The 25,784-nt window shown below is 27.5% G+C and carries 25 protein-coding genes; 8 read left to right on the forward strand and 17 right to left on the reverse strand.

The features are described 5' to 3' along the window. Window positions 1–115 precede the first annotated feature (115 nt). Genes C4S77_RS10965 through C4S77_RS10980 form a run of 4 tightly spaced genes read left to right on the forward strand, consistent with a single transcriptional unit; the run spans window position 116 to window position 2,605 of the window. Window positions 116–880, forward strand: a complete 765-nt coding sequence (locus tag C4S77_RS10965; protein WP_105191780.1) for an alpha/beta fold hydrolase — start codon at window positions 116–118, stop codon at window positions 878–880. A gap of 26 nt (window positions 881–906) precedes the next feature. Further along, window positions 907–1,527, forward strand: coding sequence for a ribosome biogenesis GTP-binding protein YihA/YsxC (gene yihA / locus C4S77_RS10970; RefSeq protein ID WP_105247584.1), 621 nt, complete (start codon window positions 907–909; stop codon window positions 1,525–1,527). A gap of 48 nt (window positions 1,528–1,575) precedes the next feature. Continuing rightward, window positions 1,576–2,316, forward strand: coding sequence for a 23S rRNA (guanosine(2251)-2'-O)-methyltransferase RlmB (gene rlmB / locus C4S77_RS10975; protein WP_105247585.1), 741 nt, complete (start codon window positions 1,576–1,578; stop codon window positions 2,314–2,316). Window positions 2,317–2,353: 37 nt separating this feature from the next. Continuing rightward, window positions 2,354–2,605: a hypothetical protein gene (locus C4S77_RS10980; RefSeq protein WP_105247586.1), complete on the forward strand. Its 252-nt coding sequence runs from the start codon at window positions 2,354–2,356 to the stop codon at window positions 2,603–2,605. Here C4S77_RS10980 and C4S77_RS13575 read toward each other — a convergent pair. The 8 genes from C4S77_RS13575 to C4S77_RS11020 all read right to left on the reverse strand — a co-directional run bounded on the left by C4S77_RS13575 (window position 2,602) and on the right by C4S77_RS11020 (window position 10,877). Then, window positions 2,602–3,039, reverse strand: a complete 438-nt coding sequence (locus tag C4S77_RS13575) for an exosortase F system-associated membrane protein (protein WP_105247587.1) — start codon at window positions 3,037–3,039, stop codon at window positions 2,602–2,604. The two genes, C4S77_RS10980 and C4S77_RS13575, sit on opposite strands and share 4 nt — an antisense overlap. Beyond that, on the reverse strand, window positions 3,036–3,572 hold the full coding sequence (xrtF, locus tag C4S77_RS10990) for an exosortase family protein XrtF (protein ID WP_105247588.1): 537 nt from the start codon (window positions 3,570–3,572) through the stop codon (window positions 3,036–3,038). Before xrtF ends, C4S77_RS13575 begins: the two co-directional genes overlap by 4 nt. Before the next feature lie 141 nt (window positions 3,573–3,713). Beyond that, window positions 3,714–5,858 (reverse strand): polyribonucleotide nucleotidyltransferase, encoded by a 2,145-nt coding sequence (gene pnp / locus C4S77_RS10995; protein WP_105247589.1) that lies wholly within the window; start codon window positions 5,856–5,858, stop codon window positions 3,714–3,716. Window positions 5,859–6,127: 269 nt separating this feature from the next. Beyond that, window positions 6,128–6,397, reverse strand: a complete 270-nt coding sequence (rpsO, locus tag C4S77_RS11000) for a 30S ribosomal protein S15 (RefSeq protein WP_105247590.1) — start codon at window positions 6,395–6,397, stop codon at window positions 6,128–6,130. A 132-nt stretch (window positions 6,398–6,529) separates the two neighbouring features. Further along, a complete protein-coding gene (locus tag C4S77_RS11005; protein ID WP_105247591.1) occupies window positions 6,530–6,982 on the reverse strand; it encodes an META domain-containing protein in 453 nt (150 codons plus the stop codon). 48 nt (window positions 6,983–7,030) lie between these two features. Beyond that, on the reverse strand, window positions 7,031–7,483 hold the full coding sequence (locus C4S77_RS11010) for an META domain-containing protein (protein ID WP_105247592.1): 453 nt from the start codon (window positions 7,481–7,483) through the stop codon (window positions 7,031–7,033). Between the two features lie 296 nt (window positions 7,484–7,779). Beyond that, window positions 7,780–8,754, reverse strand: a complete 975-nt coding sequence (locus C4S77_RS11015) for a hypothetical protein (protein ID WP_105247593.1) — start codon at window positions 8,752–8,754, stop codon at window positions 7,780–7,782. Window positions 8,755–8,858: 104 nt separating this feature from the next. Then, on the reverse strand, window positions 8,859–10,877 hold the full coding sequence (locus C4S77_RS11020) for a M13 family metallopeptidase (RefSeq protein ID WP_105247594.1): 2,019 nt from the start codon (window positions 10,875–10,877) through the stop codon (window positions 8,859–8,861). A gap of 145 nt (window positions 10,878–11,022) precedes the next feature. Here C4S77_RS11020 and C4S77_RS11025 point away from each other — a divergent pair, with 145 nt between their 5' ends. Then, window positions 11,023–11,724, forward strand: a complete 702-nt coding sequence (locus tag C4S77_RS11025) for a cell division ATP-binding protein FtsE (protein WP_105191756.1) — start codon at window positions 11,023–11,025, stop codon at window positions 11,722–11,724. 7 nt (window positions 11,725–11,731) lie between these two features. Here C4S77_RS11025 and C4S77_RS11030 read toward each other — a convergent pair whose 3' ends face one another. The 9 genes from C4S77_RS11030 to rsmA all read right to left on the reverse strand — a co-directional run bounded on the left by C4S77_RS11030 (window position 11,732) and on the right by rsmA (window position 23,445). Continuing rightward, window positions 11,732–14,875, reverse strand: coding sequence for a UvrD-helicase domain-containing protein (locus C4S77_RS11030; RefSeq protein ID WP_105247595.1), 3,144 nt, complete (start codon window positions 14,873–14,875; stop codon window positions 11,732–11,734). A gap of 80 nt (window positions 14,876–14,955) precedes the next feature. Continuing rightward, the gene (locus C4S77_RS11035) at window positions 14,956–15,843 is read right to left on the reverse strand and encodes a hypothetical protein (protein WP_105247596.1); all 888 of its coding nucleotides are present in this window, start codon (window positions 15,841–15,843) and stop codon (window positions 14,956–14,958) included. Between the two features lie 9 nt (window positions 15,844–15,852). Next, the gene (locus C4S77_RS11040; protein WP_105247597.1) at window positions 15,853–16,647 is read right to left on the reverse strand and encodes a hypothetical protein; all 795 of its coding nucleotides are present in this window, start codon (window positions 16,645–16,647) and stop codon (window positions 15,853–15,855) included. A 20-nt stretch (window positions 16,648–16,667) separates the two neighbouring features. Then, window positions 16,668–17,420 (reverse strand): hypothetical protein, encoded by a 753-nt coding sequence (locus tag C4S77_RS11045; protein WP_105247598.1) that lies wholly within the window; start codon window positions 17,418–17,420, stop codon window positions 16,668–16,670. A 580-nt stretch (window positions 17,421–18,000) separates the two neighbouring features. Next, on the reverse strand, window positions 18,001–19,392 hold the full coding sequence (locus C4S77_RS11050; protein ID WP_105247599.1) for a M43 family zinc metalloprotease: 1,392 nt from the start codon (window positions 19,390–19,392) through the stop codon (window positions 18,001–18,003). 91 nt (window positions 19,393–19,483) lie between these two features. Beyond that, window positions 19,484–20,506, reverse strand: a complete 1,023-nt coding sequence (locus C4S77_RS11055; RefSeq protein WP_105247600.1) for a cytochrome d ubiquinol oxidase subunit II — start codon at window positions 20,504–20,506, stop codon at window positions 19,484–19,486. A 5-nt stretch (window positions 20,507–20,511) separates the two neighbouring features. Then, window positions 20,512–21,849, reverse strand: coding sequence for a cytochrome ubiquinol oxidase subunit I (locus tag C4S77_RS11060; protein WP_105247601.1), 1,338 nt, complete (start codon window positions 21,847–21,849; stop codon window positions 20,512–20,514). Between the two features lie 508 nt (window positions 21,850–22,357). Then, on the reverse strand, window positions 22,358–22,624 hold the full coding sequence (locus C4S77_RS11065; protein WP_245915765.1) for a YHS domain-containing protein: 267 nt from the start codon (window positions 22,622–22,624) through the stop codon (window positions 22,358–22,360). Window positions 22,625–22,680: 56 nt separating this feature from the next. Further along, window positions 22,681–23,445, reverse strand: a complete 765-nt coding sequence (gene rsmA, locus C4S77_RS11070; protein WP_105247602.1) for a 16S rRNA (adenine(1518)-N(6)/adenine(1519)-N(6))-dimethyltransferase RsmA — start codon at window positions 23,443–23,445, stop codon at window positions 22,681–22,683. Between the two features lie 85 nt (window positions 23,446–23,530). Between rsmA and C4S77_RS11075 the strand changes: the two genes are divergently transcribed. The 3 genes from C4S77_RS11075 to C4S77_RS11085 are packed head-to-tail and all read left to right on the forward strand — an operon-like array spanning window position 23,531 to window position 25,582. Continuing rightward, window positions 23,531–24,430 (forward strand): cell division protein FtsX, encoded by a 900-nt coding sequence (locus C4S77_RS11075; protein WP_105247603.1) that lies wholly within the window; start codon window positions 23,531–23,533, stop codon window positions 24,428–24,430. Window positions 24,431–24,466: 36 nt separating this feature from the next. Then, window positions 24,467–24,757, forward strand: a complete 291-nt coding sequence (locus C4S77_RS11080) for a DUF3098 domain-containing protein (RefSeq protein ID WP_105191705.1) — start codon at window positions 24,467–24,469, stop codon at window positions 24,755–24,757. 3 nt (window positions 24,758–24,760) lie between these two features. After that, the gene (locus C4S77_RS11085) at window positions 24,761–25,582 is read left to right on the forward strand and encodes an undecaprenyl-diphosphate phosphatase (protein WP_105191703.1); all 822 of its coding nucleotides are present in this window, start codon (window positions 24,761–24,763) and stop codon (window positions 25,580–25,582) included. Window positions 25,583–25,784 lie beyond the last annotated feature (202 nt).

Below are 25,784 nucleotides of genomic sequence, written 5' to 3' on the forward strand. Positions count from 1 at the left end.
GTGGTTATGATTATTTCTGTTAAGAAATAGAGAAAATTAATTGTGAAATATTATTTTTATTTAGTAATAATATAATGTATTTTTGCATTTAGATTAGTTTTATGATTTAAGGGGGATGATATTTAATTTTCGTAAGGAAAAAAAGCATATTTACACTGAAGCAGGAGAGGGTAAGCCTATAGTTTTATTACATGGATTAATGGGAGGTTTGAGTAATTTTGAACATCAAATAGAGTTTTTTTCTAATCATGGATATAAAGTTTATTTTTTGGAGTTACCATTGTATTCCTTATCGCCGCTAAAAACCAATATATTAGGTTTGACCGGCCATGTTGCTAGTTTTTTAAAAAGTATTGTTAAAAAACCTGCCATATTGATTGGGAATTCTTTAGGCGGACATTTAGCTTTAATGTTAACACTCAAAAAGCCTGAATGTGTTGATGCATTGGTACTGACAGGAAGTTCTGGTTTATATGAAAGGAGTTTTGGGGATACTTACCCAAAAAGAGGAAGTTATGAATATATTAAGAATAAATCTGAAGAAGTTTTTTATGACCCTAAGGTAGCAACCAAGGAATTAGTGGATCAGGTTTATGAAACGGTATCAGATAGATCTAAAGCGATAAAAACTATTCAGATAGCCAGAAGTGCTATGAAACATAATTTATCATCAGAGTTAAAAAATATTCAAAAGGATACATGTTTAATATGGGGTAAACAAGATAATGTTACACCTCCAGAAGTAGCTGTGGAATTTAATGAATGTATATCAAAATCACAATTGTTTTGGATTGATAAATGTGGACATTCAGCTATGATGGAAAAACCTGATGAATTTAATAAGATTCTTTTAAAATGGCTGAAAGATGTGAATAAGTAGATTTAGTAAGCATAAATTGTGAAATTATGAATATACTTTCAGCAGAATTTATAAAAAGTAGTAAGTATTTAGAAGAATGTCCAGAAGCAAATAAGCCTGAATACGCATTTATTGGAAGATCTAACGTAGGGAAATCTTCTTTAATAAATATGTTAGCTAATAAAAAGGGTTTAGCTAAAACATCTTCTACTCCGGGTAAAACTCAACTTATCAATCATTTTGTAATTAATAATAGTTGGTATTTAACCGATCTTCCCGGATATGGCTATGCAAAAGTATCCAAATCAGAGCGAGCATCTTTTTCAAAAATGATAGAAAAATATGTATTAGGAAGAAGTAACTTGGTAAATCTATTTGTTTTAATAGATTCTCGACATTTACCTATGAAACTAGATGTAGATTTTATAAATTGGCTAGGGCAAAATAGTATACCGTTTAATTTAGTTTTTACAAAAATTGATAAAATTTCTCAGCGAGAATTTTCATATAATTTTAAAAAGTATTCTCAAGAATTAAGGAATACTTGGGAGGAGCTTCCTGAAATGTTTAAAACTTCTTCTGAAAAAAAAATAGGTAAGGAAGAAATATTATCTTTTATAGAAGACACGAATAAATATTTGATTAGGAATAAAATTTTCTTTAACTAATAAACTAGATAATTTTACTTTATTATATATACATAGATTTTTTAATTAATGGAAAAAGATTTTATATTCGGTATACATCCAATAATTGAGGCTATAGATGCCGGAAAAACCATTGATAAAGTATTTATTCAAAATGGCTTGTTAGGAGATAATATTAAAAAATTAAAAATAAAATTATCTCAGGCGGGTATTTACATAAAATATGTACCTATAGAAAAACTAAATCGTTTAACTAAGAAAAATCATCAAGGTGCCTGTGCTTTTCTCTCTCCCGTTCAGTTTTTTAGTATAGAAGATGTAATTCCTCAACTTTTTGAAGAAGGAAAAATGCCTTTTGTACTAATTTTAGATCATCTAACTGATGTTAGAAATTTTGGAGCTATCTGTAGAACGGCAGAAATTACCGGAGTAGATGTTATTGTTATTCCAGAAGAGGGATCTTCACCTATAAATTCTGATTCTGTTAAAACCTCAGCAGGAGCAATTTTTAATTTGAAAATTTGTAAAGAAAAAAATTTATTAAAAGTTCTGGATTATTTAAAATTGAGTGGAATAAAAGTTGTATGTGCTACAGAGAAAACAGATAAACTAATTTATGAAGAAAATCTCATTCCTCCTATAGCAATTATTGTCGGAAACGAAGAAAGAGGTATTTCTAAAGAATTGCTAAAAAATGCAGATGCGAATTTAAAACTTCCTATTTTAGGGAAAATTGAATCATTAAATGTTTCTGTGGCATGTGGTGTTTTTTTATATGAAGTAGTTAGACAAAATTTAAAATTATCTTAATAAATTTATTAATTTTATCGTAATAAAAAAATAAAAAATGAAAAGCTCGCTAATTTTAGGATTTATATTTTTGATAATAGGAGGAATTCTTGGTTATATAAGATATAGTGATTCTACAGAACCTTTTTTAACTTATACTCTCGTTATAGGGATACTTATAGGTGCAGGATTAAGGTTACTTTTTGGGGCTATTATAGGATATAGTAGTAAAGCGCAAAGTGTAAAAAGGCAACAAAGAATTAAAAATAATGATAATATTACAGTTGAAAAAACACCTACGGATGTTTAATTTTTAGAAAACTTAAGGGTATAAATAAATATTGGTATAAGTAATAGCAATAATAAAGGGTGAATTAGTATTCTTCTTATATAATAGGTAGGCATATATCCTAATAAAAAATTGTTGCTTATGGATATTAAATATAATATCGTAAATAGTATAAATACTATAATAAATATAAAGCAGGAAAATTTAGTGATTTTTTTATTTTTGAACCATAAGTAAATTATCATAATGGATATTATACTATTAAGAAAATATCTGAAAATTAAAGAATATAATAATTTTATGGAATCAAAGGGAGGAGAGTTGTAGTGATTAAAATCTGATTGTTTAAAGAAAGATAATAAAGGATCGTAAAATAAAACAGTTTCATATTTTCTTATAAAAATTAATAACAAAAAACATATAACAATTCCAACAATTTTAATTATTTGTCTCATTTTTTTGCAGGTTTTAAAACAAAAAAGTTAATCCAAATAATCCATAATAATATTACTAATCCATATATGATGGCGGGGAATATATAATCATGAAGTTCATTTCTATACATAGGATAAAAGTATGCGGAGTAATTTATAAAAGCAATTCTGATAATATTGGAAATATGCAGTATAATTAGCGTAACCAAGATATAGATTACTGTTTTTTTCCATGTTGAAGCAAACGAAACAATAAATGCAAGATAAAGAATCATTATAGAAAGAGCATTGCATCCTTCATTAACAATGCTAACTAATTTTTTATTAATAAAAAAGAGCATATAATTATCTTGGTTAATATGTAAAGTAGAACTGTTAATTTTTATTATTTTTAATAAATATGAAGATTGTTGTGCTACTATTTTTGTGAAAGGATCACAGGTATGTAATTGAATTTGATAATGATTTAAATATAAATTATATAAGCTTATCAGTATAAAATAAACAGAAAAAAATTTAAGTAGACATATTAAAATCGGTTTATATTCTTTCATAAATTATACTTTATAAAATGATATATAAATATTATAGTAATTTTAAATAACAAATATAATTCTAAGTATTTTATATATAAACAAATTTTAACACCAGATTATATTTTATAATCTGGTGTTTTTTTATATGTTTTTTGATAACTAATTTTTATTTTCTTCTTTTTTTTCGGGTTTCGGAAGTAAAACTTTTCTGGAAAGCTTCATTTTCTTTTTGTCATCCGTACCTAAATATTTTACTTCAATAAAATCACCTAACCTAACAGAATCTTCAACCTTTTCTATTCTTCTCCATTCTAATTCTGAAATATGAACTAGCCCTTCAACACCTTTAGATATTTCAACAAAAGCACCAAAAGGTTTTATTGATACTACTTTAGCTTTGTAGGTAGAACCTACTTCCGGAACAAAAGCAATTTGTTTAATTTTAGCTACGGCATCATCAATCATTGCTTGGTCTACTCCTGAAATTTCTACTTTGCCTATTTCATCGCTTTCTTCAATGGTAATAGTTGTTCCGGTATCTTTTTGAAGTTGTTGAATAATTTTTCCACCAGGGCCAATAACAGCACCAATAAATTCTTTAGGGATTTCTAACGAAATTAATTTAGGCGCATTAGGCTTCAATTGTTTATTAGGCTCAGGTATAGTATCTAATATTTTCCCTAGTATGTGAAGTCTTCCTTCTTTAGCCTGATTAAGAGCCTGCTCCATAACCTCAAATGATAAACCTTTAATTTTAATATCCATTTGACAAGCGGTAATACCATCGGCAGTTCCGGTTACTTTAAAATCCATATCTCCCAAATGATCTTCATCACCTAAAATATCTGATAAAACACTCCATTTTCCTGATTCTTTATCTGTTATTAATCCCATAGCAATTCCAGATACAGGTTTTTTTATTTGTATACCTGCATCCATAAGTGCAAGAGTTCCTGCACATACAGTAGCCATTGAAGAGGAACCATTAGATTCAAGTATGTCTGAAACTACACGGATAGTGTAAGGTGTATCATCAGGGATAACATGTTTTAATGCTCTTTGAGCAAGATTACCATGCCCAATTTCTCTTCGAGAAACTCCTCTTACAGGTCTAACTTCTCCGGTTGAAAATGGAGGAAAATTATAATGTAAGTAAAATTTTTCCTCATGTTGAGAAATAACGTTATCCACCCTATTTGCATCTAAATTAGAACCTAAAGTAACAGTAGTTAATGATTGAGTTTCTCCTCTGGTAAAAATTGCAGATCCATGAGCTCCAGGTAAATAATCTACTTCACACCATATTGGACGAATAGTTTTATTGTCTCTACCATCTAACCTGATGTTTTCATTTAAAATCAATTGTCGTACAGCTTCTTTTTGAATGTCATGAAAATATATAGCCGCTAGAGGTTGCTTTTCTTCCATTTCCTCTTCAGAATATTTTGAAAGAAAATCATCTAATATAGCTTGAAATTTATCACTTCTTTCGTGTTTTTCAGAAGGTGTTTTAGCAATGTCATATACTTTTTGATAAGCAAAATCAGTAATTTCCTTTCTTAGATCCTCATCATGTACTTCATGGCAATATTCTCTTTTTGTTAAAGATTTAGGAACCTTATTAGCTAATCTTTCAATGGCATCTATTTGTTTTTTAATTGCTTCATGAGCGATAGCTATAGCTTCTATCATTTCTTTTTCAGATATTTCACTCATTTCTCCTTCAATCATGACAATTGAATCTTTAGAGGCTCCAACCATTATATCCAATTCAAAACTTTCATTCATTTGTTTTAAGTTTGGATTAATGATAAATTTACCTTGTTGGCGTATAACTCTAACTTCTGAAATTGGTCCATTAAATGGTATATCTGTAACAGCTATGGCTGCAGATGCTGCTAAACCGGCAAGTGAATCAGGTAAAATGGTACCATCATAAGAAATAAGTTGAATCATTAATTGAACTTCTGCATGAAAGTCATCTGGAAATAAAGGCCTTAAAACTCTGTCAACAAGCCTCATAGTTAAAATTTCTTCATCTGTGGGTCTTCCTTCTCTTTTCATAAACCCACCAGGAATACGGCCTCCTGCAGAAAATTTATCCCGATAATCAACAGTTAAAGGTAAAAAATCTACTCCGGGGTTTGCTTCTTTAGCTGATACAACTGTGGCTAACAACATTGTTCCGCCACATTTTACAACAACAGAACCATCCGCTTGTTTTGCTAATTTACCGGTTTCAAGAATAATTTCTCTTCCATCATCTAAGATAATTTTTTCTGTAATTGCTTTTGGAATTTCCATAAAAAATTTAAAATTAAATTAATATTATATTAAATATATAAAGCAATAAAAAAGTTATCTTACATTTATTTATAGTATCATTCTTGTTGATAAACTTTCAGAGAACACTCAAGTCCATTAAAATTATAATGAGATTAATGGATTTCAGTGCTCTATGGTTACATCTAAAAAGATAGACATATAATTTTAAACAAATTCTCTTCTTTATTAGCTTTTTTATTTTTTAAAATAAATAAAGAGGTAATTATAATTACCTCTTTTGCAAGATATTACTTACGAATACCTAATTCAGCGATTATTGCTCGATATCTGTTGATTTCTTTTTTCTTCAGATAATCTAATAATCTTTTTCGTTTACCTACTAAAGCAACCAAAGACCTTTCTGTATTATAATCTTTGTGATTTTTTTTTAAATGTTGAGTTAGATGGTTAATTCTAAAGGTAAATAAAGCTATTTGCCCTTCTGCACTTCCGGTATTCTTTTCATCTTTACCGTGTTTTGCGAAAATTTCTTTTTTTACTTCTGATGTTAGATACATTCCAATATTATTTTAATGATTTTTATGTATAGAACTGCAAATATATGATTTTTTTATAAATAACTGGAAATTAAGGAAAAATAAAAGGTGTTATCTGCCAAGATAGCACCTTTTATTTTTCTTTGATTAATTTTAGTTTGCTGAAGGAGTAAAAACTAAAACTGTTTTTCCATTTTGAACAAATTGTAAATTGTTATTTTTTAATACTAAAGTGCTTTTTTTACTTATTAACTCTATATATTTATTTTCTTGATTTACTTCAGGACAAGACATAAAAGTAGACATCATAGGAGTAGGAGTAAATATATTTCCAATAAGAGAAAATCCTCCATTATATTGGTTACAACCACTGTTGCCATTTACTTTATGGGAATTGAAATCAAAGGTAATACTTGGTATTTCTCCTTTAAATGCATTATTAGCTGTAATTCCGTCAATAGAACTAAGAGTCCATGTTCCTTTTAATTTATTCGCTATTTCTTTACTTTGACTTTTAGATGAATTATTATTTTTTGTTGAGTTACAACTTTGCATTGCAAATGATAAGGCTAAAATTAATAAAGCACTTGAAATTATTTTTTTCATGTTTAAATATATAAATTGATTAAATTGTTAAATATGTTAATATTGTTTTTATTTTGGTATAAATTCTAATACTACTTTCCCGTTTTGAACAAATTGAAGTGTATAGTTATTAAATATTAAGGTACTTTTTTTAGCTAATAAATCCAATAATTTAGATTCTTGATTTTTAGAAGGACATATCATTCGAGTTGTTATTAAAGGAGTAGGAGCATATAAATTACCTAATAAAGCAAATCCACCATTAAATTGGTTACAACCACCATTTCCTGATACGGTATGATTAGTAAAATCAAACATCAATGAGGGTATATCTTCCTTAAAAGCATCAGAAACATTTGTTTGCTCTATAGATTTTAATACCCAAGTTTTATTTAATTTAGATTCTAAGTCTTTATTTTCTATTTTATCTGTAATGGTATTAGTTGTATTACAGCTTTTAATAGTGAAACCGATTATTGTCATTATGAAAACAATCAAATTAATTTTTGCAAACTTTTTCATTTTATATTAATATTATAAATAATATGTTTCTATTTCAAATATTCTGCCAAAAGTAAGCTTAATAATAATTATTCATTTATTATATAAATTTTACTTTCATTATATATTAGAAATTTTCTTGTTTTAAATAGCATTAATTGTTTTTTTACATTGTAACCAGATTTATAGTAAACAAAATTAAGAAAGGATCTACTCTTCTTTTTATGTTTATATAAATTGTTGTTTAGAATAATGTAATAAAAGTTATATCATGCTATAAGAAAATTCATATTTAATTGTATATGTCTAATTAGATATTAATTTAAATTTTTTATTTTATCTGTGTCCATTAGTGCTAGAATAACCGAAGTGAGAAATAAAGGAATATATAAACGCATTTCAAATATTAAACCGGTAAAGAAGCAACTAAATATATAAGGAATACTTAGAATATGAAAATAAATTATCAATAATTTATTTTTTTTATGATTTGCTAAAGATATAGATAAAATAAATAATAATATCCAAGCCAGCAGCCCAATTAAGTTTTTAGGGAGAAGAATACTTAAAAAAGTTATATGCATAAAAATTGTGTTGTTTTGGAAATAAAGTCTAAGTCCAATATATGCAATTAAATATGCTAAAATCATTAGTAAAACAGGATAGAAAATTTTTTTAGAAATTCCATATTTAAAGAATAAAATGGAAATAAGGTACGAAATTGAAAGAGCAGAAGTTTCTCTATTCAGTGCTGATATAAAAATTATGAAAAACATACCAATTAAGTATATTATACGACTTTTTATTAAATATTCTAATGACATTAATATAAATACAAGAAGGAAAAAATAAGCTGAAACATCATAAGGAACAACTACAAATTGCGTGAGGCATATAGCAGAAATGATAGAATAAATTAATAGCAATTTATAGTTTTTTGCTATTTTTATTAATGGATTATTCAGTATTAATACCAATATAATTGAGACAAGAGAAGTAAAAAAGGTATTTAAAATAAAGTAAGAATTATAGAAACTATTTGAAGCATGGCTATCTAAAATTAGTAATCTTGAATCAGGAATATTAGGGGATTTAATTGCTTCATAAATGAAATATAGAAAATATTTACTTAATATACGAAATTTATATACAGAATTGTTGTATTGATTTTTGAAACCTTCTTCTGAGAATACATCACCTGTATAATTTGTAGTAAAACCATAATAAACAATATAGTTTAATAATAAAGATAACAGTATTGCATAAACTATAATTTTGAAAGAAGATCTCATATTTATTATTTTAAATAATAAATTACAAAGTTAATAAATTATATAAAATATCCCTGTAGATTTTAATTTCTACAGGGATAAAATAAAATATACTTTTTTTATAATTACCAGATAGTTACTCTTTTATCTTTCTCTTTATACATATTATCACCAGGTTTTACATCAAAAGCATTATAAAAATTATCTACATTTTTAATAGGAACGGTGGCTCTGTAATACCCCGGAGCATGTGGGTCTGTTTTTAATTGGTTGCTTAAAGCCTGATCGGTAATTTTAGTTCTCCAAATAGTAACCCAAGACATAAAATATCTTTGATTAGGAGTATATCCTTCTATTTTTTCTGGAGAGCCCTTATCTTTTAAATACATTTGTAAAGCATCAAAAGAAATGGCTAAACCACCTAAATCTGCAATATTTTCTCCTAATGTTAATTGTCCATTAATATGTTGACCGGGTAGAGGTTCACAAGCATTAAACTGAACAGCCAAAGCTTGAGTTGCTTTTTCAAATTTAATTTTATCTTCCGGAGACCACCAGTCTTTTAGATTTCCATCTCCATCAAATTGGGAACCGCTGTCATCAAATCCATGAGTCATTTCATGTCCAATTACAGCGCCTATTCCTCCAAAATTTACTGCAGCATCAGCTTTATAATCATAAAAAGGTGGCTGCAAAATAGCTGCAGGAAAAACAATTTCATTATAAGCGGGGTTATAATATGCATTTACGGTTTGAGGAGACATAAACCATTCTGATTTATCTACCGGTTTACCAATTTTATCTTTGTTTTTATTATACTTAAATATTTTTGCATTTAAACTATTTTGGAAATAAGATCCACCATCGTTTATAGAAATAATTTCTAATTTGGAATAATCTTTCCATTGATCAGGATATCCAATTTTTACAGTAAATTTATTAAGTTTATCTATTGCTTTTTCTTTTGTAGAAGCAGACATCCAAGTTAAGTTATGAATGTGAGTAACAAAAGATTTTTTAAGGTAATCTATGAGTTCTTTAGCATTTACTTTAGCTTCTTCAGGAAAAACTTCAGCTACATATAGTTTTCCAAATGCCTCGCCAATTAAACTGTTAATGCAAGTAAGGGCTCTTTTGTCCAAAGCTCTCTGTTCTTTTTGTCCATGAAGAATTTTCCCATTAAAATTAAAATTTACATTATCTAATTCTTCTGTTAAACTACCGGCAGCTTTTCTTATAATTTCTAATTTTATAAAATCTTTAAGTAGTGAAATTTTTTGAGAACTAATATTTTTATCAAAATTTTCATAATATTTTTTTTCAGGGATAATTACAGTGTCCACTTTTATTTCCAAATCAGTAAAATACTTTGCAAAATCAGTGTTTTTAGATAATTTAGATAAATCTTTTATAGAATAAGGATTGTTTTGTAGCTTAGCATCTCTTATTTGTTCTATGGTTAGCAGACTAAGGGCCAATTGTTTTTCAAAATTTACCAATTTGGAGGCAGTAACATCAGGGGTTTTATTACCGATAATTTTTAGTAATTGCGCTAGGTAATGAGTATATTCTTTTAATATTTGTTCAGATTTTTCATCATTTTTTTGATAATAATCTCTTCCCAAACCCAATTTCACACAATCTAAATATACCATGTTTTTATTACTGTCATTAGGAGAGGGATCTACATAAAATTCATAGAAAGGATTCATACCTATAGGGGTAAATTCTACTAATAAATTTTGCAATTCGTTATAATTGTTTATTTTATCAACTTTATCTAAATATGGTTTAATAGGAGCAATTCCTTGTTTGTTTCGTACTTCCATATTCATAAACGAAGCATAAATATCAGCAATTTTTTGACCTTCACTTCCTTTAGGAAACTTTTGATTTAATGATTTTTTCAAAATTTGTAAAGAAATAGAATCGGTAGTTTCTCTTAATTGGTTAAAACTCCCCCATTGGGAATGGTCCGCAGGGATTTTTGTTGTTTTCATCCAGTTCCCGTTTACATAATTATAAAAATCATCTTGAGGTCTTACTGATTTGTCCATGTACTGTAGGTTGATTGCATTATTTTGAGCAAATAGTCCTAGGGTAGGAATAGTAATTGCTGTAATAATAAGAATTACTTTTTTCATGCGTTATTTTAGAATTAAATATATACCAAAAGTACTAAAAATACTGCATATGAGTTTTTTTTAACAAAAGTTTAAAAATAAGGTATATATTTAATTACTACATTTGTAGAAATATAATAAGAACCTAAAGATAGAATAATTAAAAATGCGTGATACCATTTTATATTTAAAAAATGCAAATATTTACCAGAAAAATCTTTTAATACTAAGTAATGTAAATCTGAAGCTGGAAAGAGGGGCTTTTTCTTATCTTATAGGAAAAACAGGAAGTGGTAAAAGTTCGCTATTAAAAGTTTTATATGGGGATCTTCCTTTGTTAGAGGGAGAAGGAGGAGTAGTAGATATAGATTTGGTTTCGCTAAAAAATAGTGAAATACCTATTTTAAGAAGGAAATTAGGGATAGTTTTTCAAGATTTTCAGTTATTAACAGACAGAACTGTAGAAAAAAATTTAATTTTTGTACTTAAAGCTACAGGTTGGAAAGATAAATTTGCCATTGGTGAAAGAGTAGAAGAAGTTTTAGACAGTGTAGGAATGGGCACCAAAAAACATAAAATGCCTCATGAGCTTTCGGGGGGTGAGCAACAAAGGGTAGCAATAGCCAGAGCATTATTAAATCATCCGGCTTTAATATTGGCTGATGAGCCTACAGGAAATTTGGATCCGGAAACTTCTAATGAAATAATGATCTTATTAAAAAATATTTCTAAAAAGAATCATTGTGCTATTCTTATGGCTACACATGATTATTCAATGATTAAAAATTTTCCGGCTAAGACAATTAAATGTGAGGATGGAAAAATTTTTCATGGAGACTCTGAAGAACTTTTCGTTATAAATGAATAATCTATTTTTATGTGAATAGATCAATTTGTAAATTCTCAGTTGTGTCCTGATTAGCATCTACTTTTACTATTTCAATTTTGTCAAATATGTAAACTAATATTTTATCTTTTATTTTTTTTCCTAAAGATTCTAAAACTTTAGCATACTCTTTAATTTGTTTTTTATGTTTTGGTAATTTTTTTCCTGTTTTAAAATCTAGTATTGATATAAATCCGTTAATTTCTACTAAACGATCAGGGCGATAAAATCTTCCTTCAAATAAGATTTCTCTCTCCGGATATATAAAATACTGACCGGAAAAATAATTTTTTAATTGTTTATGTTTGATTACTGAATTAATAGTTTGAGTGATTAATTTTTCTTCTTCCCTATCAATTATTCCTTCAAAAATGAGTTTTTGTATAATAGGGTAAACTTTGTTTTCAGTTGTTATTTCGGATAAAACCTGATGGATAATGTTTCCATATCTGATTTCTTTATTTTCTTTTGTATATTTTTTTCCAATTTCTGTACTTACCTTTATTTTTTGCGACCAGCTTTCTGAAATCCAATCAATATTTTTTTCTTCAAGAGAATTTTTATTATCCAAATTTATTTTTTGAGTTTCGATGTCCGGATATAGTTCTATTATACCTTCTGTAGGGAAATGATTTTTTTTTAGAAATTTTTCTATTCTACCTATATCTGAATTTTTTTGTTCTTTTAATATAAAAAGTTGTTGCGAAGCCCTTGTGGTAGCTACATACTGAACACATAAATCATCTATAAAATTTTCACTTTTTTTAATTTCTATAACTTCGTCAATAGCATCGTTTGTTTGGTCTACACCTGATTTTCCATAGGTGTAGTATTGGTTAAAGCCATTATACAAATCTTCCTCCAAAGGAAACCAATATTCGTCTTGATAAACTCGGTTTTCTGCCAAGGGATAAATAACTATTGGAAATTCTAAACCTTTAGATTTATGAATGGTCATTACTTGTATAGCATTCATATTTTCTGGAAATTGAACAGAAAGATTTGAACTTTTTAATTCCCAATTTTCTAAAAAATCATTTATACTTATTGTTCCGTTTTTTTCTAAATGTAAAATTACATCCAATAAAGCAGAAAGATACATTTCATCTCCTTTTCCAAATTTTAAAGATCTTATCAAATTTTCCACAAAATCATAGAAACTTAAATTATTATTCAGCGTATCGCATATATTTATTTCAAAAGTGTTTTTTAGGTAAAGAAGTGTATCCGTAAAAGATAAATCTTTTATTTTAAGCATTTCTGAAGTAAAATCTACTAATTTTATTTTTCGTAGTATATGTAACTGGTATAGAGTATAAATTAAAGCTTCTTTGTTTTGAGGAGTATTTAACCATTTTAATGCGGAAATAATAGTTAAGATGACTGGAGAAGAAGATAATAATAATGCTTCTTCTGTTAATACCGGATACCCTTTTTCGGTTAACGCTTCAATAATAGGGAAACTATGTTTCTTGTTCCGGGTTAAAATAGCTATGTCTTTAAAATTGAAACTGTTTGAAATTGATTCTTCAATAATTTCTAAAATTCTATTGACCAATGGGCTGTTTTCTTCTATATCAGGAGAAACAAATGAAATTTGAACCCTTCCTCCATTTTTTAGATATGGAATTTGGTAAGAATGGCTACCAAATAATTTTTTGTTTTCTTCATTTGTGAGTTCAGTTTCTGCAATAAATTGGTAAAAATCATTATTAAAATTGACAATGTTGGGCAGACTTCTGTAATTATTTGGTAAGGTTATGATAGAAATATTTTCCTTTTCAGAATTAGAAATCAGGTTCATCAAAATTTCAGGTTTTCCTGATCGAAACCGGTAGATAGATTGTTTAGGATCTCCTACTAGTGTAATTGAAGAACCATAAGTTACTTTTGCATTTTCAACTAATGGTAAAAAATTGTTCCATTGTAATTGAGAGGTATCCTGAAATTCATCAATAAAATAATGATTATATTTTCCTCCTAATTTTTCATATATAAAGGCAACAGGTTCATTTTTTAGATGATTATTTATTATTGGATTTACATCTGAAAGAAAAAGAATGTCATTTTCTGATTTTTTTTGGTTTAGAAATCTAGATATTTCTGATTGTAACTCAATGGTAATTAAATTTTGTCTTACCGATTCATCTATTTTAATCCGGTTTATTAACTCTTTAGTCTGGTAAAAATATTTTATAAGTTGTGGAGCGATAGATTCAATTTCATTTATTTTGGTAGATTTTAGTTTTGCATATTTTTCATTTTCACAAAAATCTTTATAAAAATTAGATTTTAGATTAATGGCTGCATAATTTTGTTTAATAAGAGTTTCATCAGTTAATTTATAAAAAAATCCTCCCATTCCTCTGCCACCTTGGTAAAAATCATTTGCTTGTAATCCCAAATTTTCTATCAAATTTATGGCGCATATAGCAAATTCTTTTATTTTTTTATGATTGGAAGAAGTTCTTTTTAAAAGAAGAACATTCAATTTTTTAAAATCTTCAAAATCTTTAGAAGATAAAGAATGGATTTTTTCTAAATGCATTTCTTTAAGGAAATTCTGTGAGGATACAAGCAATTCCTTTCTTATGTCTGTGGAAGATTCGCTATCAAATTTCCAAAAAATATAATTCAGAATAACTTCTGCAAATGGATTGTCTGTACCTAATTCATCAATTAATTCATCTATAGATTGTTTTAAATATTCTGTTGTATCTAGTTCCACAGCAAAAGAATAAGAAAGTCCTAATTCTTTAGTAAAAGCTCTCATTAATCTTAAATTGAATTTATCTATTGTGCTTATACTTAATAAAGAATAGTGATGTAATAGATATGATAAAGACTTTTTTGATCTTTGATGTAAAATTTCTATATTAATCCCTGTTTCATATGCTATTTGTTGTAATATAGAATTTGATAAGTAAGTAGCCTCCTCAGTAAAATCTTTAAGCCATTTAAGTATTCTGGCTTTCATTTCATTTGCTGCCTTATTGGTAAATGTTACCGCTAAAATAGAACGTATACTTTCAGGCTGTTTATTTTTTAATAAAATAGATAAAAAATTTTTAACCAAAGTATAGGTTTTTCCAGCCCCGGCAGAGGCGTTATAAATGGTATAGCTAGATCTCATAAATTAAAAAAAGGATTTAACAAAGTTAGTTAAATCCTTTTGAAATTATTTTTAATCTTTTTTTTCCAGTTTGGAAACGTTTAATTTAACTTTATAATAGTTATATTAGATAAAGATTCTTTATCATAAGAAACTCTTCCATTTGCCCTTGTTGTAGTATTTGTCTGAAGAGATCTTAGCCTTAATATATCTCCTTCTTTTGCTTGTAAATAAGAGTATTGGGTAAAAGTAAACTTTCCTCTTGTATAATATGTTTTATTTGAACTGGCAGTATTAATAGTACTAGGGGTAGTATCACTGATAAGTTCGGAACCAGTGTCATGTAGTTGAGGTACCATTGTTAGGGTTCCTTCGGCAGGCTGGGTTTCTGTACCATTATGTTCAATAGTAAAACTCATAAAAATTTCAACGTTAGAGTTTACCCCGTATGTTTTATTATTTGAAGTTTCGTCTTCTAAAGCTAAATTTAAATTAATAAAATATAATCCGTCTTTTAAAAATTGAATGGAATTATCAGATAATTTTTTATATAAATTAGGATCATCATTAAAAACTTCTACTCCAAAAATATCCGTCTCCTTACCAAAACCTATAGTAGAACCATTAAAATTAAACTTAGAATCGGGATTGTTGGAAAATTGTACAACTTTATAATCGGTATCATCGTTTTTGCTCATTAAAGTATTCCATTTTGAATCTTTCCAGTAATAGAACCCCGAAAATATTTTATCATCTCCGATTCCGGCAATACCTTCATTAAAAACTAATGTGCCTTCAGTTATATCTTTTGGTAGAGGGCTATGGCTATTTATACTTTTTAGTTGTATTCTAGGTACTAAAACACCTTTCGTACTACTGTTTATATGAAACATTGACGCACTATTTATTTGAGCAGTATTAATTCCTATTTGACTTTTTATTACCGGGCATATTAAAAGACTGCATAACAATGGTATAATTTTTTTCATGGTTTAAATTTATCTGATTCTGGATATGGTTATAGAAGAACTACCTAGCTGATCAAAGTTTACTTTATAAGTTTTTGGGTCTTGTAAAGTGGCTCTAACAGATTTTAGGGTCAAAATATCTCCCTCTTTTACTTCTATATATTCTGTAAAGCAATTAGAAAAAAATCTTCCGGATTTAGAAGTTACAGCTGCAGAGGATCTTACGTAATGAGAAATTCCCACTGGTTTATCATTTAAAGCTAAATTGACTTTTAGTGCAATTGCAGGATTCTTATTAAATTTATTTAATGAAAGTACTACGCTTATGGCATATAATCCGGAGTAATTGAATTTTAAAAAATCATCTTTATCTCTATCTTTTTGTAAGGCTTCATAATTTTCATTAAAAACAATATTTCCAAATATTTTCATGTTTTTTGATTTGCCATCATAGTAATCATTATTTGCACCATCAATAGTTTCCCCAAAATCAACATTTGTAAATTTAGCTGTAAAATTTTCTCTGCTCGAAGCTAAAGGATTCCATTGTGAATTTTCATTGTCCCACCAAAAGAATCCCGGAGTTACTTCATAAGGAAAATCACCAAAAGTATTAGTATTGAAAATAAAAGTACCTGTAGGAACAGTACCTGTAAGAGGTGCTTGGGAATTTCTGTTTGTTAAAGCAACAATTGGGAATAATACGCCTTTGGTTTCACTATCTATTTGAAGGATAAGACCATTTTGTTCACCCATTTTTACCTGGCTGAATAATGTGAAAGAAAATACTGTTATAAGTATTATTGTAAAAATTATTTTTTTCATGTTTTAAATTGAAAATTAAGTTATCGTACTTTTTCAATGGTTACTGAGGATGTCTTAGGTTTTCTAAATGTAACTTTAGCTGCTCCGTCTACTTCTTTACCTTTAAAGTATATATAAGATCCGGAGCTATTACGAGGAATATTGATGTATACTGTAAATACGTATCCAATATCTTGGCTTGATCCTGCAGCATTATCTACAGTACAGACATAAAATGTTTCGGGTATTTTTTTGTCATCTACAAATATGTCAATTTCAAAAATATCCCTATCACTGGTACCGTCCATATCTAAATTTAAAGTGAATTTATAAAGACCAGTTTCATAAATTTTAATCCCGTCTAAATATTTTTTATATAAAGAAGGATCTTCATTAAATAATTCCACGTCAAATATATTAAGTGGATTAACTTTAGTGTTAAAATCCACATTTGTTCCATAGTTTGCAAATTTTGCAATGGAATGACTAATAGGAATGTATGCCGACGTCCAACTAGAGGTTTTTTCATCCCAATAATAAAATCCACGAGAAACATAGTTAGGGGGTGTTCCGCTTCTTTGCGTATTATAAACAATTAATCCTGTTTTAGGTTCTCCTTCTAAAGGCGCTTGGATGTTTTTTCCTTGTAATGCTAATCGAGGAATTAAAATACCAGAATTTTCACTATTCATTTTTAGCACTAGTCCGGTCTCTATATCCTGAGTGCCTATTCCAATTTGACCCAATAATATGTTTACATTGAAAGTGATTAATGTAAAAAATAAATTTTTCATTGAAATTAATTTTGAATGAACTTTAATTTAAAAATTATAAACTATAAACTATTAAAGATAAATTTTATCTGCGCACAAATTTAAATAAAATAATATATTTTAATGTAATTTTTATTAAATATAAAATATATATAACAATTTAATGTTATATTATTATTTATTGTTTGTTTATGTTAATTATTATTTAATTTTTGTTATTGTAACGAGGCTTTTTAATGTATATAATAATTATATAAGTGTTTTTTTATATTATATTTTGTATTTATTTATTTTTTTTATATAAAAAATAAATTTAAAAGCACTTATTGAAATATTATATAATAACTATATTTTATATCTTTTGTGTTTAAAAATATAAATTTTTAATATAAATTAATTTTTTAATGTTTGTTAATATATCTTATAATTTAGATGGAGGATAAGGTTGAAATACAAATGTTTCTTTACTTTTATTTTGTATTTAATATAATTATTTTAAACTAATGAAAGTATTTTTTTATCTGTCCGAATGCATTAAAAGTATTAAAGGACTTAACTCTATTAGTTAAATCCTTTAATATTTATTATTATTTCCTTAATGTTATCTTCTCACAATAAATTTAAATTTGGCAGTACCTTTATTGGTTTTGACTTCTAAAATGTATGTATTTGAAATTAAATTTGAAGTATTAATTTGGAATTCAGTTTTAGAGTCAATCACATCTTTGCGTATAAGAAGTCCTACATTGTTAAATATTTTATAACTAGTAGCAACCCTGTTGGAGTCAGAAAATTTGATATTTAATTCATTAATAGCAGGATTTGGATATAATTGGATTCCTTCTACTATATTTACTTTTTGAGGAGTTTTCCAAACTCCAGAAGTAGTCAAAGAAGCTCTTCTTGGGGAATTTTTTAAAACAGCTAATATTCTTGCTTTTTGATCTAAAGTAAAAGTATTAAAGCAGGTATCATTACAATAATCCATATAATTTTCAGTCATATCATTTCCAGGTTCATTGGGACAAGAATCTTCTATAGTTATGCAAGAATAATTAGGTGCAGCAGCAGCAGGGGTATCTAAACAATAATCGTTTTTACTATCAGTGGCATCGACGGTACATAAGGAATTATCTCCCCAAATATGTCTTAATCCTAGGGCATGTCCTATTTCATGAGTTAATGTTCTTCCTTTATTATATCCGGAATAATAAATGTCTGTTTCATTATTGCTAAATCCAAAAGCTCTCCAATCGAGAATTACCCCATCAGTAGCAGCTATTCCATCAAGATTTTCCAATCCATCTAATTTTGAACCAGAAGGAAACTGGGCGTATCCTAAAGTATTTTTTAAATCCCCAGAGTCATCGAATTCACAGACCCATATATTAAAATATTTATTAGGATCCCATTGAGTTTTAGGTTTTAAAATTTTTTCAACATTATCAGTATCCCATATATAATTTTTTAAAGATATACGGTCTATACCATTTGTTGGGTTGCCTTTAGGGTCTACAATTGCTAATTTAAATTCAATTCCTACATTTGCCCCTATAGGATTATTATTATACCCAGGAGTGTTAATTATTCTTAAATAATCCTGATTAAGAACTGTTATCTGAGAAAACACTCTTTCATTAGAAATATTCTCGTTTTCTCCTATAGCTTTATCTTTATGTATAATGTGTACCACTACTGGAATTATGAGAGTGTCATTAGTATATTTCCCTGATTTTAAAGCCTTTTTTATTTTATCAGTTTTGTGAGATATCCATTTTTCAAATTGTTGTTCGGTATCTCGATTAGTGTATTTGCTTTGTAAAAACATTTCATATTCTGTAGAAGCGCAACGTATAAGTCCGTTTTTAGGATTTATTAAATTTTTAGATATTTTAGATTGGAATATCTTATTCTCTTTTTTATTTTGTCCTAATAAAATTCCTGATAAGAGAAATAGAGAGAATAATCTAATAAGTAAGTGATTTATTGTCATGAGCTTAAACTATAAGCAAATATATCGTTTAATTAAATTATTTACAAATTATAAAGAAAACAAATTCATCTTCATTAAATAAAATAATCCATTATTTAGGGAATGCCTTATTAATATTCTTTTGAAAGGAATAAATTAAATGAAATACACCGGGTAGAATAAAAATACTTCCCAACATTAATGCCCAAGCTAAGTTTTTAATAGCCATGGGTTCATCTTCATTACTTATTAAAGATAATGTGCCGTTTTTTAAAAGTATAAGATTGGGGTAATGTTGGTATGTAGCCGCTAATAATATCATAATTACTTGAAAACCAGATAAAATTCGTATCGGTGTATACTTTTTCAATTTCAAATAATAATATATACCTATTAATGAAACTGTAGCCAATATCACTGAAATTTGACCTATTGTTCCTTTATATACCCATTCAAAAATTGGTATATCAGATATATAAGCTGCAACAAATACTAAAATGCCTGTAATAACGACTATAAGTTGAAATACTTTCACTTTTTTTATCAAAAATTGTTTATCGCTATTTTCTTTTACTTGGGGTAAAATATAACAGGATGCTAAAAATCCACAAATAGAAATGGTGAAAATTCCTAAAGCACATCCAAATGGAGTGAGCCAACTAAAAATATAGGCAGACAAAAAATCAGTAGATTCGGTATCAATAGTCATAGAAACTGTAGAAGCAGCAATAACTCCTAAAAAGAAGGGAGTTATTAAGCTAGACCAAGTAAAGATTTTATTATATACAATTTGCCAATGATCATTTACAACATCGTAATTTCGGAAAGAGAATGCTGTGCCCCTTGCAATGATTCCTATAAGCATAAGTACTAAAGGTATATGCACATAAGTAGACATGGTGGCATAAATATTGGGAAACCCTACAAAAAGTATAACGATTACGATAATTAGCCACATATGATTTGCTTCCCAAACGGGGCCCATAGATTTATACATAATTTTACCAGCCCTATTTTTATTTTTTTTACTGCTGAATAATTCTACTATTCCTGCGCCAAAATCTGCTCCACCTAGTAATAAATATAAGCAAATAGCTGTCCAAAGAAAGAATATGACTACATAAAGATAAAACATAATTTTTACTTTTTATTTAAGATATAATTTTTGTCAGTTGGGTCGTAAAGTTTTGGAACCATTTTAATTTGACGGTATATGAGAAAAGCAACTATTAAAGACAGAGAGATAAAAATAGCTGTAAATAAATAAAATGAATAAGCTATTCCCGGCATGGGGGTAACAGCATCTGCCGTTTTCATAACCTTGTATATAATCCATGGTTGGCGTCCAACCTCTGTAACTGTCCATCCGGCTTCTAATGCTATATACCCCAAAGGAGTAGCAATAACAAAAAATTTTAGTAAATATTTATTATTAACCCATTGTTTTTTCCTAATTATTCCTATAAGATAAATAAAGCCAAGAATCATGAGTATTACACCTAAAAATACCATAATTTGAAATGAATAATGAGTGATAGAAACAGGAGGTCTATCATTTTTAGGAAAATCTGAAAGACCTTTCACTGGAGTTTTAAAATTTCCATGGGCTAAAAAGCTTAAAAATCCAGGTATTTTAACTGCGAATTTTACTTTTTCGTTCTTAACATCCGGAATACCACCAATAATTAATGCAGATGCAGAATCTGTTTTAAAGTGTGCCTCCATAGCCGCTAGTTTTTCTGGTTGTCTTTGGGTTATATCTTTAGCAGAAATATCTCCGCTTATAGGTTGCAATATAGCAGCAATAGATGCCGATATAGCGGCTATTTTAAAGGCTCGTGAATGGAATTTAATGTTTTTTCTCTTAAGGATCATAAGTGCATGAATACCCGCAATCGCAAAACCGGTAGCAACAAAAGCTGCTATAATCATATGTAAGGCCTGTGAGAACCAAGCATCATTAAACATTGCTTTTATTGGGTCTATATTTAAATATTTACCATTTATATAATCGAATCCTGCAGGGCTATTCATCCAGGCATTTGCAGAAACAACCAATATTCCTGAAGCTAATCCGCTTATACCTACTAATAATCCGGTGAACCAATGAAACCAAGGATTTAGTTTCTTCCATCCATAAAGATAAAACCCCAAAGCAATAGCTTCAACAAAAAAAGCAGTTCCTTCTAATGAAAAAGGCATTCCGAAAATTGGTCCGGCATGTTTCATAAATTTAGGCCATAATAAACCTAATTCAAATGAGAGCATGGTACCGGATACAGCTCCTGTAGCAAATAGTATTGCAATACCCATGCTCCAAGCTTTAGTAATTCCTTTATATATTTCATCGCCTGTTTTTAAGTATTTGTAGTGAGATATTGCCATAAAAATTGGCATTACCATTCCTATACAGGAAAAGATGATGTGGAAGCCTAAGGATAGCGCCATTTGTGAGCGTGCGGCTATAAAATCATTCATGTTTTAATTTGTTATTTTTAGTATTAAAGATTCAAATTTATGAAGGAATTATATATACTAAAAGTTTAATAATTGTATTTTTTTATAGCTGTATATAAGTGTTTGAGATTTCTAGTTAAATTAGTATAGATGTTTAAATATTTTTCTATAAATAAATTATAATAAGAGAACAGAGAAATATATTATAGATTTGAAAGAAATAAAAAAACAAAATGAAAAATAAGATTTGGTTTGTCTTTATTTTAATATTTAGAATTACTAGTGTTAGTTGTACACAAAAGAAAAATATTAATGGTGATTTATATATATTTTGTTTAAAATTTCAGTTAATGATAAAACTTTAGATCCCACTTATAAAAGGCTAACTCAAAAATCATAAAATGGAAAGATTAATGCAGAAATTCAATAGAATTTTTAATTCATGAAAAAGCGAATGATGTAGATAATATATTTAATTTTAATAAAGAAAAATATATTATCTGATAAGAGTTATATAATGTATTAAAAATTATTTTATAAAATTCTTAGGATTTGCTTTAAATTCTTCCTTACAATTGGAACTACAAAATCCATATAATTTACCATCATAAGTAAGAGTATCTTTTAAATGTTTGGAAGTTGGCATTTGACAAACAGGGTCTAGTTTATTAATAACTTTAACATTTGAAAGAACTTCTTTATCATTATTAGGCATTACATTATCTTTTTCTTTAGAGTTACAAGATATGATTGAAGATAATACAATTATTGATAAAAACAATATTTTTCCTTTCATTTTATAAGGTGTTTATTATTAATCAAAGATGGGAAAAAATCTGGTAAATAACAAGTTTATTTTTGGCGCCACATTTCTGTCAATTTAATAAAATCATCTACAGATAATTGTTCTGCTCTTAAAGATAAATAATTGTGATTGCTCAAATATTCAGGAATAGCCAAAGATTTGAGGGCATTTCTTAATGTTTTTCTGCGCTGATTAAATCCTGCTTTAACAATTCTTATAAAAAGATTGTTGTCTATTCCCTCAATGGTATCTCTATATCTGGTTAACCTTATGACAGCAGATTTAACCTTAGGCGGAGGAATGAACACATGTTCATGTACAGTAAAAAGATACTCAGTTTTATAATAAGCCTGTGTAAGAACCGATAATATTCCGTATATTTTATTTCCTTTAGCAGCTACTATTCTCTCTGCAACCTCTTTTTGAAACATGCCTACCATTTCAGGGATCAAAGATTTATTTTCTAATATTTTAAAAATAATTTGAGAAGAAATATTGTATGGAAAATTACCAATTATAGCCAAAGATTGATTAAAAAGCGAGGGTATATCTAGTTTTAAAAAATCTCCTACAATATGGTTTTTTAATTGTGGATAGTGGATTAGAAGATATTCAATTGATTCGGTATCTATTTCAGAAACAAAAGTTTCAATATTTTTTTGTAGCAAAAATTCAGTTAAAACACCCATTCCCGGACCTATTTCCAAAACTTTCAGGTAGTTTGCATACGTTAAAGAATTTATAATTTTAGAAGCTATATTTGGGTCATTTAAAAAATGTTGACCTAAATGTTTTTTAGGTTTAACTCTCAATGTTAATAGTTTTTAACAATTTTTTATAGTCAAAATTACATTAAAATATATTAGGATTTTATACTTTAGCAAATATTTTATAAATATGGCTTCAAAATTAGATAGGATTAATAAGAATAGATTGCGTTCATCAAACGTAACAGTGGTTATAAGTATATCTCTTGTATTGTTTTTGATTGGAATTATTGGAATGATTATTATTAATGCAAATTCATATATTGATTATTTAAAAGAACAAATGGTAATTGAGGTGTTTTTTAAAAATGAAAAAGATAAAAAAGATTTGGTGAAAAATGAAAAATCTCAGTTATTATATTTAGATACTGTTAGAACAAATCCCTACGTAAAATCAGCAAAATATATATCTAAAAAACAAGCAGTCCAAATAGCTAAAAAAGATTTAGGAGTAGATTCTGAAGCCTTATTTGAAGAAGATATATTTCCTGCGTCTATAACAGTAGCACTAAAGCCTGAATATATAGATTCTACACATATTGAAACAATTAAACATCAATTACAAAAAAGTAAAATTGTAGATGAAGTAAAGTCTGATAGTCAACTTTTATCACAAATGAATAAAGGAGTTAACAAAATTACTATTGGTATTTCAGTTCTTGCAGTAATTATTCTACTTATTTCTGTTTCTTTAATTAATAATTCAATAAGGCTTAAAATTTATTCTAAAAGATTTATTATTAAAACCATGCAATTAGTAGGAGCTAAACGCTTTTTTATTATGAAACCTTTTTTAGGGCAAGCCATTGTATTAGGTTCTATAGGGGCAGTTATAGCATTAATATTGCTTTCTGGTGTAAATTACGGTTTAATCCATTATAATATTTTACCTCCTATAGTAGAATATAGCAATTATATACTTTTATTTTTGTTTATCTTAATATTAGGAGTTTTAATTACTACCCTCAGCACATGGTTAGCTACCTGGAGGTTTTTAAGATTAAAACTAGATGATTTATATTATTCCTAAATTTGCAATAAATTAGCAAATTGAAAAAAGATACCAATGAAGAAAAAAACAGATCAAAAAAAACTTTCCGAGACTTCAAAAATGTTTCTTTTTGGAAAGAAAAATTATATATATATGTTTATAGGAGTTGGATTGATTGCACTAGGATTATTATTAATGACAGGCCCAGATGCCAATACAATAAATGGAGTATATGATAAAAATAACTGGAATGAAGATATTTTTAGTTTTAGAAGAATACGTTTAGCTCCTATTTTTATTGTGCTTGGTTTTATCGTAGAGGTTTATGCTATAATGACAAGTTCAACTAAAAAAGAAAATTCTTAATTTATGAGTACCGTAGAAGCAATAATCATTGCTATTGTAGAAGGTCTTACTGAATATTTGCCTGTTTCGTCTACAGCTCATATGATTTTTACCAGTTCCATTTTAGGTATTCAGGAAGATAATTTCTTAAAAATGTTTGAATATTGTATACAATTTGGTGCCATATTAGCTGTTGTTGTATTATACTGGAAAAAATTCTTTGATTTTAAAAAACTTAATTTCTATATCAAATTAGTTTGTGCGGTTATACCAGCCTTGATTTTAGGAAAATTATTTAGTGATAAAATAGATGCAATTTTAGAAAAACCTATCCCCATAGCCATAGTCTTGGTAATTGGAGGTTTTATATTATTATTTATAGATAAATATTTTAAAAAACCTACTGTTTTCAAGGAAGAAGATATTTCTATCAAACAAGCTGTAGTTATAGGCTTTTGGCAATGTTTAGCAATGATGCCAGGAACCAGTAGGTCAGCAGCATCCATTATCGGAGGGATGCAACAAAAATTAACTAGAGAAGTTGCAGCTGAATTTTCCTTTTTTTTAGCTGTACCTACTATGTTGGCTGTAACTGTATATTCACTTACTTTAAAAAAATGGAAAGAGGGAAATATAGAAATGAGAGGTTATGAAATATTAGCATCCAATAGCGATAAATTAGGTGTTTTTTTATTAGGAAATTTTGTAGCTTTTATAGTAGCTATTTTTGCTATTAAATTTTTTGTAGGAGTAATAAAAAAATTTGGCTTTAAAATTTGGGGATGGTATAGAATCATTGTAGGGATTCTTTTATTAGTATATTTTTTCTTTTACCAAGAAAGTTAATTTTATAGACTTCCCCTTTAATTTTTTTTGAAAAGATAATTTTCTGATTATAGTTTATATAATTGAAATTATATAATATAATAAACCCACTTCTGTAATCAGTTTTTTATTATTACTGACATAAATAAAGTATTTAAAAGAAAAAGTGTTCGTTCATTTTAAGTAGTTAAGAATTCTCATAAAATATTAATTTAGTGTAGAT

The sequence above is a fragment of the Apibacter adventoris genome (assembly GCF_002964975.1).
Lineage (GTDB): Bacteria > Bacteroidota > Bacteroidia > Flavobacteriales > Weeksellaceae > Apibacter > Apibacter adventoris.

Coding starts and splice junctions, on each gene's coding strand:
- rlmB (WP_105247585.1), top strand. CDS start 1,576: ATGGAAAAAGATTTTATATTCGGTATACATCCAATAATTGAGGCTATA.
- C4S77_RS11030 (WP_105247595.1), bottom strand. CDS start 14,875: ATGAGATCTAGCTATACCATTTATAACGCCTCTGCCGGGGCTGGAAAA.
- C4S77_RS10980 (WP_105247586.1), top strand. CDS start 2,354: ATGAAAAGCTCGCTAATTTTAGGATTTATATTTTTGATAATAGGAGGA.
- C4S77_RS11035 (WP_105247596.1), bottom strand. CDS start 15,843: ATGAAAAAAATTATACCATTGTTATGCAGTCTTTTAATATGCCCGGTA.
- C4S77_RS11065 (WP_245915765.1), bottom strand. CDS start 22,624: ATGAAAGGAAAAATATTGTTTTTATCAATAATTGTATTATCTTCAATC.
- C4S77_RS11060 (WP_105247601.1), bottom strand. CDS start 21,849: ATGAATGATTTTATAGCCGCACGCTCACAAATGGCGCTATCCTTAGGC.
- C4S77_RS11075 (WP_105247603.1), top strand. CDS start 23,531: ATGGCTTCAAAATTAGATAGGATTAATAAGAATAGATTGCGTTCATCA.
- C4S77_RS11040 (WP_105247597.1), bottom strand. CDS start 16,647: ATGAAAAAAATAATTTTTACAATAATACTTATAACAGTATTTTCTTTC.
- xrtF (WP_105247588.1), bottom strand. CDS start 3,572: ATGAAAGAATATAAACCGATTTTAATATGTCTACTTAAATTTTTTTCT.
- yihA (WP_105247584.1), top strand. CDS start 907: ATGAATATACTTTCAGCAGAATTTATAAAAAGTAGTAAGTATTTAGAA.
- C4S77_RS11025 (WP_105191756.1), top strand. CDS start 11,023: ATGCGTGATACCATTTTATATTTAAAAAATGCAAATATTTACCAGAAA.
- C4S77_RS11080 (WP_105191705.1), top strand. CDS start 24,467: ATGAAGAAAAAAACAGATCAAAAAAAACTTTCCGAGACTTCAAAAATG.
- C4S77_RS13575 (WP_105247587.1), bottom strand. CDS start 3,039: ATGAGACAAATAATTAAAATTGTTGGAATTGTTATATGTTTTTTGTTA.
- C4S77_RS11015 (WP_105247593.1), bottom strand. CDS start 8,754: ATGAGATCTTCTTTCAAAATTATAGTTTATGCAATACTGTTATCTTTA.
- C4S77_RS10965 (WP_105191780.1), top strand. CDS start 116: ATGATATTTAATTTTCGTAAGGAAAAAAAGCATATTTACACTGAAGCA.
- C4S77_RS11045 (WP_105247598.1), bottom strand. CDS start 17,420: ATGAAAAATTTATTTTTTACATTAATCACTTTCAATGTAAACATATTA.
- C4S77_RS11085 (WP_105191703.1), top strand. CDS start 24,761: ATGAGTACCGTAGAAGCAATAATCATTGCTATTGTAGAAGGTCTTACT.
- C4S77_RS11005 (WP_105247591.1), bottom strand. CDS start 6,982: ATGAAAAAAATAATTTCAAGTGCTTTATTAATTTTAGCCTTATCATTT.
- rpsO (WP_105247590.1), bottom strand. CDS start 6,397: ATGTATCTAACATCAGAAGTAAAAAAAGAAATTTTCGCAAAACACGGT.
- C4S77_RS11020 (WP_105247594.1), bottom strand. CDS start 10,877: ATGAAAAAAGTAATTCTTATTATTACAGCAATTACTATTCCTACCCTA.
- C4S77_RS11010 (WP_105247592.1), bottom strand. CDS start 7,483: ATGAAAAAGTTTGCAAAAATTAATTTGATTGTTTTCATAATGACAATA.
- C4S77_RS11050 (WP_105247599.1), bottom strand. CDS start 19,392: ATGACAATAAATCACTTACTTATTAGATTATTCTCTCTATTTCTCTTA.
- pnp (WP_105247589.1), bottom strand. CDS start 5,858: ATGGAAATTCCAAAAGCAATTACAGAAAAAATTATCTTAGATGATGGA.
- C4S77_RS11055 (WP_105247600.1), bottom strand. CDS start 20,506: ATGTTTTATCTTTATGTAGTCATATTCTTTCTTTGGACAGCTATTTGC.